This window comes from Sphingobium olei (assembly GCF_042678845.1).
In the GTDB taxonomy this organism is placed as follows: Bacteria; Pseudomonadota; Alphaproteobacteria; order Sphingomonadales; family Sphingomonadaceae; genus Sphingobium; species Sphingobium olei.
In genome coordinates this window covers 43,517-55,590 of record NZ_JBHTLS010000119.1, presented here as the reverse complement: position 1 = coordinate 55,590, position 12,074 = coordinate 43,517, and the positions used below count along the sequence as shown (strand labels likewise).

Here is a 12,074-nt window from a genome sequence, read left to right as displayed (position 1 = left end):
CGTTCTTTGACGTATCCATGCCTATGCGGGTAATTTGCTCCACGGGCGGCTCCCTTGATTGAGTCTTGCAACGCACTCACTCTGGCACATTGCGATGCCGTTGGGAGCCGTCCACCCCAACACGGCACCAGCGGCTACATCCCCGCCGGAACGGTGGTGAACGGACAGCTCAACAGCGATCTGCGCTTCCGCTATGCAGCGCAGAGTGCCCCGGTGGCGGTCGCGAGCGCGACCGACCGGTAACGCCCGCCGCCTTTCACCCCATCCGCTTGAACAGCCAGCCGATCGACGATCCGCCGGGCAGCGCCTCCGTGCCGACGACGAGCTGGCGCGTGGGGTGGGGGCGGCCGTCGCCGTCGACCCACAGGCTTTCCTCGACGCTCAACACGCCAGCGCCGGCGCGGAACTGCCAGAGCGCGCCGCCGTCGATGCGCAGCACCGCGCCCTGATTGTCTGCGGTCAGCGTGGGTTCGACGCCGGGCGCGAGGTGGAAGCGGATCTGGACCGGCTGGCGCTGCGGCTTCCTGCGCCGTTCGGCCGGTGTCAGCATGTCTTCGCCCCGCACTTCCCGGCCGTCGCCGCTCAGCATCAGCAGGCGGCGGTGCATGTAGCCCATGCGGCGGACATAGCCGTCATGGCTGATGTCGAGCCGGCTGCCATTGTCCAGCTCCTGCCGGGTCAGCTCCACCTCGGTCACGCCCTTGCCCAGCGTGCCGTCGGGCAGCAGGGCGGTGGAATTGCTGTCGGCCAGCACCAGCGTGCTGTGCGCGGCGGTGGTGCGCAGCCCCTGCGCCAGCTCGCGCGGCACCCAGGCGCCTTCCAGCGCCGCGCCGCCGCAATTGACGATCAGGCGGAGCGGCCCGTCGCTGATCTCGATTGCGCCGGTGGAGGCGCAGCCGGCTTCGGCCAGGCGCGCGACCGGCGGCGGGGCGGCGTCGACCTGAACGATGGTGCTGCCCGCGACGATCCGCTGATAGCCCCAGTCGCGCGCCTGCCGCAGCGGACGGGCGCGCACGCGGCTGGCCTGCACCACCGCCTGCACCGATTGCGGGTCGATCGCGCCCGCGCCCTGCCAGCTGGCAAGGCCGCCGTCGCCATGGGTGAGGCCCAGGAGGGCGGGCACGGCGCGGGCGAGCGCTTCGGTGAGGCAGGCGGGCGGGCTTTCGCGCCGCACGTCATAGACGGCGCGCAGCATGGAAAGCAGCATCACCGCCTCCATCTGCGCCAGCGGAGATCGCGACACGATGCCGCCATCGGCGTGGATGCCGCTGTCGATCGCGCGCTTGAGGCCCGCTTCGCCGAACAGCCGGCGCGCTTCCCCGCCCGGGATCAGCAGCGCAGCGGCCAGGATGCCGCTCCAGGCAGTAAGGCGCGGCAGGCCCATGGGCGCCTTGTCGGCGCTGCGGTCCAGATGGCGGGCGGTGCGGGCGATGCAGTTCAGCACCAGCGATCGATAGACGAGGTCGCTGGACGAGAGGATCAGCGGCGCGTGCGCGGTCCAGAACAGCAGCCGCCAGCCCGCATTGTCGGCGCGCCAGGCCGGTTCGCTGGGCGTTTCATGATGCGCGTCCAGCCATTTGCGCATCACGCTTTCCGCGATCGGCGCACCCTGTTCGCGGCTGGCGCTCGCGGCCAGGTCGCGCAGCCAGCGGAAGCCGTGCAGGTAGCTGGCAAAGGCCGGGCCGACCGACAGTGCGGCGAAGTCCAGCGTGTCGATCGGCAGTTTCTGCCCGCGGAAGAGGAAATAGCCCGCACGGATCGCCGCGCCCGCGCGCGGATCGCCCGGCACCTGATCGTCGGGCACGGCAAGCAGTTTCAGCGGATATTTGCCCTTGAGCCGGCGACCGTGGATCGGCGTCTTCCAGCTGAGCAGATAGAATTGGTTGGCGATCCGCTGCGTCAGCGACAGGCCCTTGTCATCCGCGACGCGGATGAGCCGCTTGCCCTGCTCGATGCCGTCCTCTTCCGGTTCGTCGGGAAGGTTCCGGCCCTTGCGGGCGGGGAGGCGGCGGGCCTCGTTCACCCGCCCCGCAGCTTCCGGATATTATCGGCATAGGCGGACGGCCCGCCGCGGAAGGTGGCGGTGCCCGCGACCAGCACGTCCGCGCCCGCCACGATCGCCTTGGGCGCGGTGACGAGGTCGATGCCGCCATCGACCTGGAGCCGGATGTCGCGGCCGGACTTGTCGATCATCTTGCGGCAAGCTTCGATCTTGCGAAGCTGGTTTTCGATGAAGCTCTGGCCGCCAAACCCTGGATTGACGCTCATGATCAGGATCAGGTCGATATCGTCGATGAGGTAATCCAGCATCTTCGCCGGGGTGCCGGGATTGAGGACGACGCCCGCCTTCACGCCCAGCGACTTGATATGCTGGACGGTGCGGTGGATGTGCGGGCCGGCTTCGGGATGGACGGTGATGATGTCCGCGCCAGCCTGTGCGAAGGCGTCGAGATAGAGGTCCACCGGCGAGATCATCAGATGGACGTCGAAGGGCTTTTGCGTGTGGGGACGCAGCGCCTTCACAACCATGGGGCCGATCGTGATGTTGGGCACGAAATGGCCGTCCATCACGTCGATATGCACCCAGTCGCAGCCTGCCTCGTCAATGGCGCGCACTTCCTCCCCCAAGCGGGCGAAGTCGGCGGACAGGATGGACGGCGAGATGAGGATGGAAGAGGTCATTAACCGTTCGCCTTAGTCGCCGTCGGGGCGCAGGGCAACGGGGATTTGCAGCCGAGTCGCGCGCCATCAGGCGAAGCCGCGCAAGCTCTTCAAAGCATGACGAAAATGGTCGGGTCCAGACCCGTCGAGGGGATAGCGCCGCTGGGGAGCAGCTGCTTGACGCCTTGCAGGCCGACGACCGCGCCCGTCGTGTCCAGCACCGGGGCGGCGATGAGGCGCATGGCGCATCTGCCGACGCCGTCAGCCTGGTCGATATCGACATCCAGCGTGAAGCCCCGCCGGTGCCGGATGGCATAGGCGCGCAGCCGCTCCATCGCCTCGCGCGAGTCCGGCGCATAGAGGGAGGCGGCGCGGTCGCGGGAGACGGGGCTGTCCCGTTCCAGCCCGAACAGGTCATAGACGCCAGCGGTCCAGCAGAGGCTGTTGTCCGAAAGATCGCATTGCCACAGACCAAGGCCCCGTTCGGCCAGCGCCTGGTCATTGCGCGCGATGTTGTGGTCAAGGAGGACGGGCGCGAGATGTTCACGTAGTGCGTAGAGCGGCCAGCTGTGATGGAGGGGCAAAGGCTCGATCGGGCGCATGGCCGTCTTATGCCTTGATCAAGGTTAAAAGTCAGTGCGCTTTTTTGACGAGCCGGGCGATGAAGAAGCCGTCGGTGCCGCCCGCTTCCGTCAGCGTGTCGGGAAGCGTGCGCAGCCAGCCCTCGGCCGTGGGCGCGATGCCGGTGGGGAGTTCTTCGGCGGTGGCGGGGAGCAGCGCGAAACCGGGATGGGAGGCCAAAAACCGCGCGACCTGCTCCTCGCCCTCCGCCCGTTCCAGCGAGCAGGTGGCATAGACGAGGCGGCCGCCCGGCGCGAGCCAGCCTGCCGCGCGGGCCAGCAGTTCGCCTTGCAGCTCCGCCAGTTCGGAAATCTGGCGCGGGCCGATGCGATGGAGCACGTCGGGATGGCGGCGATAGATGCCGGTGGCGGTACAAGGAGCGTCGAGCAGGATGGCGTCGGCCGGCGCATCCGGCTGCCAGGCGCGCAGGTCGGCTGCCACCACATCCGCCGTGAGGCCGGTGCGGGCAAGATTGTCGGACAGGCGTTCCAGCCGCTTCTTGGACTGATCGAGCGCGGTCACGCGCCAGCCCGCCGCCGCCAGCTGCATCGTCTTGCCGCCCGGCGCGGCGCAGAGGTCCAGCGCAACGCGCCCTTCGCCCGCGCCCAGCAGCCGCGCGGCGCAGGAGGCGGCGATGTCCTGCACCCACCAGGCACCCTCGGCAAAGCCGGGCAGATCGGGGATGGCGATCGTCCCCTGCTCGGTTCCGGGCGGCAGGCGGACATGGCCCGGCGCGAAGGACGCGCCGCCCATCGCCTCGGCCCATTTCGCGGTTTCATCGGAGTCGCGCAGGCTGAGGTCGACGGGCGGGCGCTGGCCATAGGCATAAGCGGCCGCCTGCGGCATCGCGTCGCCCCATTGCGCCGCCCAGCGTTCCGCGACATCGGCGGGCAGGGTCGGCGGATCGGGCAGGTCGGGCGCGCCGCGCGTCACCGTGCCGAACACGCCATGGACCAGCTTGCGCGGGCCGCCGTCCACCAGCGGCAGGGCGGTGGCGATGGCGGCATGGGGCGGCGTATCGAGCTTCAGCGTCTGGGCAAGGGCGATGCGCAGCACCATCCGCGCCTTGGCATCGGGCGGCAGAATCTGGCGGGTCGCGCCGTCGATCAGCGCGTCGAGGTCGGGCAGGTGGCGCAGCACCTCCGCTGCAATGGCATGGGTCAGCGCCCGGTCGGCCGGAGGCAGGCCCTGCGCAGCGCCGTGCAGCGCCAGTTCCAGCGGATCGCCCCGGCGGAGAACGGCGTCGAGCAGCCGGAGCGCCGCGCGGCGGGCGGGCAGGCCGGGGACATCGTCGGGGCGATTGGGAACGGGACGGCGGGACATGATCTGCGGTTAGGCCAATCGGCGCGCAAAGCAAACGCCGATTAGAGATGCGGAACCATCAGCGGCCGTTGGGGTCGAGCGCGCTGCGGCGGCGGGGCGTTGCGACCGGGGAGAGGGCGGAGGTCCGGGGCGCGGCGCTCGGGGGCGGCGCGCCCATGTCCATGGCAATGTCGTGCAGTGCGGCAATCCGCTTCTCCGTCGCCGGGTGCGTTGAGAAGAGTTCGCTGACATGGGTCGGGACGATGTAGAGCTGGGCGGCGGCGGGGTTTCGCTCCGCCACCGGATTGGGGATCGCCTGCGCCTGGCCGGATATCTTCGCGAGGGCGGAGGCGAGCGCGCGGGGATTGCCGCTGATCTGCGCCCCCATACGATCCGCGCCATATTCGCGCGTGCGGCTGATCGCCATCTGCACGATCATTGCCGCGAACGGCGCGACGATCACCGCCAGCAGCGTCGCGGCGATATTGCCATGGCCTTCCCGGTCGCCGCCGCGAAAGAAGAGGCCGAAATTGGCGAGCATGGAAATGGCACCGGCGATGGTCGCGACCATCGTCATGACGAGCGTGTCCCGGTTCTTCACATGGGCGAGTTCATGCGCCATCACGCCCGCCACCTCCTCGCGGCTCAGCATCGACAGCAGGCCGGTGGTGGCGGCGACGGCGGCATGGTCCGGATCGCGGCCGGTCGCAAAAGCGTTGGGCGCGTCCTGATCGATCAGGTAGACGCGCGGCATGGGCAGCCCGGCGCGCTGCGCCAGATCGCGGACGAGACCGTGGAAATCGGGCGCGCTCTGCGCATCGACCTCCCGCGCATTGTGCATCGACAGGACGATCCGGTCTGCATTCCAGAATGTGAAGAGGTTCATGCCCGCTGCCATCAGCAGCGCGATGACGGCGCCGCCGCTGCCGCCCAGCGTATAGCCAAGCGCCATGAACAGCGCCGTCAGCGCCGCTAGCAGCATGGCGGTCTTCATCCCGTTCACTTGCAATGCACTCCTCTGCCGCCCAGATAGCGGGCACATGCTGAATATGGGATGGATTGGTCCCCGACTCAATCGATCCGCGCAATCAAGGAAGTCGCGCACCATGGGACAATATAATGGCAAGCGCCCCGCGCATGTGAAGCCGCCCGAGCATCTGTCCAAAAGTCCCCCGGTGCCGCAGCCCGACCCGATCGATGCGCCGTCCCGCCATGACGAGGAACTGAGCCCGGTGCGCTATGGCGATTGGGAGCGGAAGGGAATCGCCATAGATTTCTGAGGCATAGGCGCACGCTTCACCGTCGATTTGGCACGGCTGCCGATGGTCCGTGCCCTTGGTGCGGGGAGCAGCCCCTTGCCGCTCTGGCCTTTCGCGCCTGCGGTTGGAATGGCTGCGTCCATTGAGGAGTATGGGCGTGGGCGTACATCTGGTTTCTGACATGAACGTGAAAACGGTTTCGGACTATGCGCCGGAGGATGCGGCGCTGTTGTGCGCGGTGGGGCGTCTGGTCTGCGCCTGGACCATGCTGGAGCAAAGTCTGGAAGCGAAGATATCGCAGTTGCGGGAAGCGATGGGCGACGTGCGGACAGTGGGCGCGCGCACCCGGCCAAGCATGGCGAAGCTGATGACCGAATTGCGGACGATGGTGGCGATGCGCGACCGCCGCAACGCCAGCGCGCTGACGGAGATCGCCGATATCGAGCGTGACATGCAGCGAATCGACCGGTTTCGCGCGCTCATCATCCAGGGCTTCCACCAGCCCGAGCCGGGCGGCTTCACCTGCCGCGATTCGCGCAACAACCTTCAGCATATCGGGCTGGATCAGTTGGAAGGCGAAATCGCGTCGCTGGAAACGGTCGCAAACCGCTTGCTGGCGGTATGATCCATAGCGCCACGCTTGACCTTTTTCGCAAGTGCGGCAAACCAGTGCCCGGTCGTTTCATCCAAGGGGGTAAATCTTGAACAAGCCGATTCGCAAGGCGGTGTTCCCGGTCGCGGGCCTCGGCACGCGCTTCCTGCCGGCCACCAAATCCGTGCCCAAGGAGCTGCTGCCGGTCGTCGACCGCCCGCTGATCCAATATGCCGTCGACGAGGCGCGCGAGGCGGGGATCGAGCAGATGATCTTCGTCACCGGACGCGGCAAGGGTGCGATCGAGGATTATTTCGACATCGCCTTCGAATGCGAAGTCACCCAGCGCGAACGGGGCAAGGATCTGTCGGCGCTGGAAGGAACGCGGCTCGCGCCGGGCAACGCGGTGTTCCTGCGCCAGCAGGAGCCGCTGGGCCTGGGCCATGCCATCTGGGTGGCGCGCGACATCATCGGCGACGAACCCTTTGCCATCCTGCTGCCCGACGAGTTCATGAAGGGCGCGCCGGGGCAGGGCTGCATGAAGCAGATGGTCGACGCCTATGACAAGGTGGGCGGCAACCTCGTCTGCGCGCTCGAAATCCCGATGGACCAGACGCCAAGCTATGGCGTGATCGATCCGGGCGCGCGAGACGGCGCGCTGACGGAAGTGAAGGGGCTGGTCGAGAAGCCCAAGCTCGGCACCGCGCCGTCCAACCTGATCCTGCCGGGGCGCTATATCCTCCAACCCGAGGTGATGAAGATCCTGGAAACGCAGGAAAAGGGCGCGGGTGGCGAGATCCAGCTGACCGACGCGATGGCGGCGATGATCGGGCGCCAGCCCTTCCACGGCGTCACCTTCGACGGGCGCCGCTTCGACTGCGGATCGAAGGCCGGCTATATCGAGGCGAATCTGGCGCTGGCGCTGGAGCGCGACGACCTGAGCGCACACATCCGCGCCTTCGCGCAGGAAGAACTGGCGCGCTGAGCCGCGCTTAAAGCAGCGCCGCCACATGGACCGCGAGCAGCGCCACGCCCGACAGGGCGATGGCGCTGCCCACTGTCAGCTCCACCGGGTTGACGATCTGCCGCACGGGGACGGCGATGGCGCGTTCGATCCTGCTCATGCCTCGCAATATAGGGCGGGGCAGTCTCCGTGTCCCATGCATATCCATGATGACTGTGATCGGCGCGCTTCATGAAAAAGGCGGCGGGCCAAAGCCGCCGCCTTTCCTGATCTCCTGACGGTCCGCCGCGTTCAGAACGGAACTTCGTCGTCCAGGTCGTTGTCGAAGTTGGGTCCACCAGCGCGTCCGCCGCTGCCCTGCGAGCGTCCGCCGCCGAAGCTGCCGCCCGAACCGCCAGACGAGCCGCCGCCGAAATCGTCATAGTCGCCGCCGCCAAAGCCGCTGGACCCGCCGCTCCAGTCGCTCACGCCCTGCGAGCGCCCGCCACCGCCCCCGCCATAGCCGCCGCCCTGGCCGCCGCCGCCCGGCGCGCCGTCCAGCATGGTCAGCACCGCGCTCGGCCCCTGCAGCACCACTTCGGTCGAGTAGCGGTCGTTGCCGTTATTGTCCTGCCACTTGCGGGTGCGCAGCTGCCCTTCCAGATAGACTTTGGAGCCCTTGCGCAGGAAGCGTTCGGCGACTCCGGCCAGTCCTTCGGAGAAGATGGCGACGGTGTGCCATTCGGTGCGCTCCTTGCGCTCGCCCGACATGCGGTCCTTCCAGCTTTCGGACGTGGCGATGCGCAGATTGCACACCTTGCCGCCGTTCTGGAAGCTCTTGACCTCCGGGTCGGCGCCCAGATTGCCGACCAGAATGACCTTGTTGACCGAGCCTGCCATGATTCCTCCGATACGTTGATCGGCCCTTATAGTCCCGCTGCCGTCGCGGTCCAGTAGGTGAGGCCGGCGGCGACATAGGCGAGGAGGAAGAGGTAGCCGACCATGAAGAGCGGCCATTTCCATCCGTTGGTTTCGCGCCGGGTGACGGCGATGGTCGAGATGCACTGGGGCGCGAAGATGAACCAGGCGAGGAAGGCAAGCGCGGTGGGCAGCGGCCATTGCCGCTTCAACCGGTCGCCCAGCTGCTGGCTCACGGCCTCCTCATCGTCGCCCGCGTCGATCGCATAGACGGTGGCGATCGCCGACACGGCCACCTCGCGCGCGGCCATGGTCGGCAGCAGGGCGAGCGAGATGTCACGGTTGAAGCCGATCGGCGCCACCAGTAGATGGATGCCGGACGCAATCCGGCCCGCGATGCTGTAGTCCACCTGGCTGCGGCCCTCGGGCGCCTGCGGGAAGCTGGCGAGCACCCAAAGCACGACATTGGTGGCGAGGATGATCGTGCCCGCGCGCTTGAGGAAGATGACCGCGCGCTGCCACAGGCCGATCACTATGTCCTGCGGGCGGGGCCACTGATATTTGGGCATTTCCATGAGGAAGCCGCCGCTCGTGCCCCTGGCGACCGTCAGCCGCAACGCCCATGCGGCCAACATCGCGCCGACGATCCCTGCGACATAGAGCAGGAACAGCACCAGCCCTTGCAGGCCGACCCCGCCGCCCACGTCGCGCGCCGGGATGAAGGCGGCGATGATGAGGCCATAGACGGGCAGCCGCGCCGAACAGGTCATCAGCGGGGCGATCAATATGGTGGTGAGGCGGTCCTTCGGGTCGCTGATCGTGCGCGTCGCCATGATCCCTGGCACCGCGCAGGCAAAGGAGGACAGGAGCGGGATGAAGGCGCGGCCAGACAGGCCGACCCGCGCCATCAGCCCGTCCATCAGGAAGGCGGCGCGCGCCATATAGCCGGTCGCCTCCAGCATCAGGATGAAGAAGAAGAGGATCAGGATTTGCGGCAAAAACACGATCACCGCGCCAACGCCGCCGACCACGCCCTGCAACAGGAAATCGTGAATGATGCCCGGCGGCAGGACCACCGTCACGGCTTGCCCCAGCGCCGTCACCCAGCTTTCCAATATGTCGGCCGGCAAGGTCGCCCAGGAAAAGACCGCCTGGAACATGATGAAGAGCAGGCCGAGCAGCAGCAGCAGGCCGAAGAAGGGATGCAGCGCCACCCGGTCGACCGCGGCGGTCAGCCGGCGGGAGGGGGTTTCGCGCACGATGGTCGCGCGGGCGATGCGGCGCGCTTCCCGGCGCAGCGTATCGAAATCGCGGGCGGGGGGAGCCGGGCGCGCAGCCGCGTCCGTGCCCAGCATCGCCTCCAATTCCTGGCGGAGATGGTCGAGCCCGCGCTTGCGGACGGCCACGGTGGATACGACCGGCACGCCCAGTTCGCGCGAGAGGATGGCGGCGTCCAGCTCCAGCCCGTCGCGGGTGGCGAGATCGACCATGTTGAGCGCGACGATGGTCGGCAGGCCGAGTGCGACGAGTTCCAGCGCGAAGCGGAGGTGATTGTCGAGATTGGCGGCGTCGACGACGACGACCAGCGCGTCGGGCCGGCGCTCGCCCGCCTGGCGGCCCATCACCACGTCGCGCGTCACCTGCTCGTCGGGGCTGGTGGGGTCGAGGCTGTAGGTGCCGGGCAGATCAACCAGCTCGACCGGGCGGCCGTCCGACAGCGCCAGCCGCCCTGCCTTCCGCTCCACCGTGACGCCGGGATAATTGCCCAGCTTCTGCCGCGCGCCGGTAAGCGCGTTGAACAGCGCGCTCTTGCCCGCATTGGGATTGCCGACCAGCGCGACGAGGGGCAGGGCGCTCATCCCGCCAGCGTCCCGTCGGCATCGTCGGGGCCGATCCGCACGGTGACGGCGGCGGCGTGGCTGCGCCGCATCGCGATGGTCATGCGGCCGATGCGGCAGGCGATCGGGCCTCTGAGGAACAGGCCGCCATGGTGCAGTGCCTCGACACTGGCGCCTTCGCATAGGCCGAATTCGCGCAGCCGCTGGCCTTCGGTCGCCGACAGGGCGGACCAGTCGATCAGATCGACATAGGCGGGCTGGCGCAGGGGCAGGTCGGTGAGGCGCAAGGACGCGATACTCGCTGGCGGTTTCTGCGAGCGACTATCAATATCTTTTGCGAAAGGCCAGCGGGAATCGTCTGCGGGCGTGCGGGCGCGTCAGATCGCGGGATAGCGCAGGCGGCCGATGAAGCGGGACAGGCTGAGCCGCTCGCCGCCGGCCGCGCCGGTGAATTGCGCCTTCGCCTTTTCAAAGCGCATCACGTCTTCGATCCGGCGAGCGAGGAAGGCGCGGCTGTCGGCGTGGCCTTCGCTCTCGTCGTCCAGGAAGACGAGCAGGGTGGAGGCGTAGACGGCAGTCAGCGTGGCACGCTTGCTATAATGGTTGAGGTCCGTTGCGACGTCGCCAGCCGCGCGCCATATCGTATCAGCCGCGCGCCATGCGAGCTTCGCGGCGCGGGGCGCGTTGACGGGTAAGGCAAGGATGGCGAGCGCCCGCCGCAGCGCGTCCCGATGCGGCGCGAGCAGGTCGAGCCGCGCTTCGACCAGGGCGATGATCCTGCGACGGATCGACAGGCCGGCGAGCGTTTCGGGCGGCAGCGGCGCCAGCATCGCGGCATCGACATGGGCGAACCAGGCGTCGATCATGTCCACCGCGCCCTTGCCGAAGGCGAGCTGGGCAATGTCGGAGTCGACACCCTTTTCCTGCGCTGCCATCGCCACGGCCTGGGGCCGCCAGCCGTCGAACGCGGCGTGGCGCGGCAGGACGGGGGCCAGCAGGACGCGGATTTCGTCCAGCGTCAGGTCATGCATGTCGCTCATGCCCGACAATCTAGGCCCGCGTGGGCAGGCGCACAAGCACCAGCGCGATCGACACCGCCACGGCGCCCCAAAGATCCGCGACGCTCAGCCATTCGTCGAACAGCAGCCAGCCAAGCAGCGCTGAAACGGCCGGTTGCACCAGCAGGCTGAGCCCCAGCACCAGCGGCGAGAACCAGTTGATGGCGTATGTCAGCAGCCCCTGCCCAATTACCTGGCTGGAGAGGGCCAGCACGACGACCCAGGTCCAGTCGCCCGGCATCGTCCGTTCGCCCATCAAGAGCGCGGCGGCGAGCAGCGGCGGCGCGCCGGCCGCGCTGGCGAGCGCCAGCACCGACCAGCTGTCGAGCGTCTTGCGCGCGTCCTGGATGACCAGCAGATAGGCGGTGTAGAGCAGCCCGGCGAGCAAACAGAGCAGGTCGCCATGGAGGTTGCGCGGCGAAAGTTCATAGCTGCCGCCCATCAGGATCGCCGCGCCCACGCTGGCCAGGAGGAGGGCGGCGACCTGGAGCGGGGCGGGGCGCTGCCGCAGCACGATCATGCCCCAGAGCGGCAGGGCGAGCGCGCTGGCATTGCCGAACAGCGTGGAATTGGCGACCTTTGTATGAGCGATGCCAAGGTGCCAGCTGGCAAGGTCGGCCGCGAACAGCAGGCCGGCGATCGCCATCATCGTCCATTGGGCGGGCCGCAATCCCGCGCGCCGCACGCCGGGCATGGCCAGCACGGCGAGGATGGGCAAAGCCAGCGCCAACCGCCAGAAGGCCGCAGCCATGGGGCCTACGTCGGTCAGCCGGACCAGCACCGGGCCAAGCGCCAATATGATATTGGCAAGGATCAGCGCCGGGAACGCGAAGCGGGGAGCGGGCATTATGGGGGCAGGGGTTGACGACGGCATGCAGGCTC

The 12,074-nt window shown here is 68.2% G+C and carries 15 protein-coding genes; 4 read left to right on the top strand and 11 right to left on the bottom strand.

Annotation, left to right across the window (positions count from 1 at the left end; genetic code table 11):
* Window positions 1-54: 54 nt before the first annotated feature.
* Complete coding sequence (locus ACFQ24_RS09620; RefSeq protein WP_380910685.1) at window positions 55-243, top strand: hypothetical protein; 189 nt, start codon at window positions 55-57, stop codon at window positions 241-243.
* Between the two features lie 13 nt (window positions 244-256).
* On the opposite strand, the gene ACFQ24_RS09615 is transcribed toward ACFQ24_RS09620, so the two are convergent.
* From ACFQ24_RS09615 to htpX, 5 genes are all read right to left on the bottom strand, one after another.
* Entirely contained in the window at window positions 257-2,023 is a 1,767-nt protein-coding gene (locus tag ACFQ24_RS09615; RefSeq protein ID WP_380910683.1) for a heparinase II/III family protein, read from the bottom strand.
* Window positions 2,020-2,682 (bottom strand): ribulose-phosphate 3-epimerase, encoded by a 663-nt coding sequence (gene rpe / locus ACFQ24_RS09610; RefSeq protein WP_380910681.1) that lies wholly within the window; start codon window positions 2,680-2,682, stop codon window positions 2,020-2,022. The genes ACFQ24_RS09615 and rpe overlap by 4 nt, the downstream gene beginning before the upstream one ends.
* An 89-nt stretch (window positions 2,683-2,771) precedes the next feature.
* Window positions 2,772-3,263, bottom strand: coding sequence for a diguanylate cyclase (locus ACFQ24_RS09605; protein ID WP_380910679.1), 492 nt, complete (start codon window positions 3,261-3,263; stop codon window positions 2,772-2,774).
* A 31-nt stretch (window positions 3,264-3,294) separates the two neighbouring features.
* Window positions 3,295-4,605, bottom strand: coding sequence for an RsmB/NOP family class I SAM-dependent RNA methyltransferase (locus ACFQ24_RS09600; RefSeq protein WP_380910677.1), 1,311 nt, complete (start codon window positions 4,603-4,605; stop codon window positions 3,295-3,297).
* Between the two features lie 58 nt (window positions 4,606-4,663).
* On the bottom strand, window positions 4,664-5,587 hold the full coding sequence (gene htpX / locus ACFQ24_RS09595; RefSeq protein ID WP_380910675.1) for a zinc metalloprotease HtpX: 924 nt from the start codon (window positions 5,585-5,587) through the stop codon (window positions 4,664-4,666).
* A gap of 103 nt (window positions 5,588-5,690) precedes the next feature.
* On the opposite strand from htpX, the gene ACFQ24_RS09590 reads away from it, so the two are divergent.
* The 3 genes from ACFQ24_RS09590 to ACFQ24_RS09580 all read left to right on the top strand — a co-directional run bounded on the left by ACFQ24_RS09590 (window position 5,691) and on the right by ACFQ24_RS09580 (window position 7,420).
* A complete protein-coding gene (locus ACFQ24_RS09590) occupies window positions 5,691-5,864 on the top strand; it encodes a DUF1674 domain-containing protein (RefSeq protein ID WP_380910673.1) in 174 nt (57 codons plus the stop codon).
* A 130-nt stretch (window positions 5,865-5,994) separates the two neighbouring features.
* Entirely contained in the window at window positions 5,995-6,468 is a 474-nt protein-coding gene (locus tag ACFQ24_RS09585) for a hypothetical protein (RefSeq protein ID WP_380910698.1), read from the top strand.
* A 73-nt stretch (window positions 6,469-6,541) separates the two neighbouring features.
* Window positions 6,542-7,420 (top strand): UTP--glucose-1-phosphate uridylyltransferase, encoded by an 879-nt coding sequence (locus ACFQ24_RS09580; protein ID WP_380910696.1) that lies wholly within the window; start codon window positions 6,542-6,544, stop codon window positions 7,418-7,420.
* A gap of 7 nt (window positions 7,421-7,427) precedes the next feature.
* On the opposite strand, the gene ACFQ24_RS09575 is transcribed toward ACFQ24_RS09580, so the two are convergent.
* The 6 genes from ACFQ24_RS09575 to ACFQ24_RS09550 all read right to left on the bottom strand — a co-directional run bounded on the left by ACFQ24_RS09575 (window position 7,428) and on the right by ACFQ24_RS09550 (window position 12,066).
* On the bottom strand, window positions 7,428-7,559 hold the full coding sequence (locus ACFQ24_RS09575; RefSeq protein WP_380910671.1) for a hypothetical protein: 132 nt from the start codon (window positions 7,557-7,559) through the stop codon (window positions 7,428-7,430).
* Window positions 7,560-7,690: 131 nt separating this feature from the next.
* On the bottom strand, window positions 7,691-8,278 hold the full coding sequence (gene ssb / locus ACFQ24_RS09570; protein ID WP_380910669.1) for a single-stranded DNA-binding protein: 588 nt from the start codon (window positions 8,276-8,278) through the stop codon (window positions 7,691-7,693).
* 26 nt (window positions 8,279-8,304) lie between these two features.
* Window positions 8,305-10,155: a ferrous iron transporter B gene (gene feoB, locus ACFQ24_RS09565; protein ID WP_380910667.1), complete on the bottom strand. Its 1,851-nt coding sequence runs from the start codon at window positions 10,153-10,155 to the stop codon at window positions 8,305-8,307.
* Window positions 10,152-10,421 carry a FeoA family protein gene (locus tag ACFQ24_RS09560; RefSeq protein WP_380910665.1) on the bottom strand — a complete coding sequence of 90 codons (270 nt, stop codon included), beginning with the start codon at window positions 10,419-10,421 and terminating at the stop codon, window positions 10,152-10,154. The genes feoB and ACFQ24_RS09560 overlap by 4 nt, the downstream gene beginning before the upstream one ends.
* A gap of 90 nt (window positions 10,422-10,511) precedes the next feature.
* A complete protein-coding gene (locus tag ACFQ24_RS09555; RefSeq protein WP_380910663.1) occupies window positions 10,512-11,174 on the bottom strand; it encodes a COQ9 family protein in 663 nt (220 codons plus the stop codon).
* A gap of 10 nt (window positions 11,175-11,184) precedes the next feature.
* Window positions 11,185-12,066, bottom strand: coding sequence for a DMT family transporter (locus ACFQ24_RS09550; RefSeq protein ID WP_380910661.1), 882 nt, complete (start codon window positions 12,064-12,066; stop codon window positions 11,185-11,187).
* Window positions 12,067-12,074: the final 8 nt, after the last annotated feature.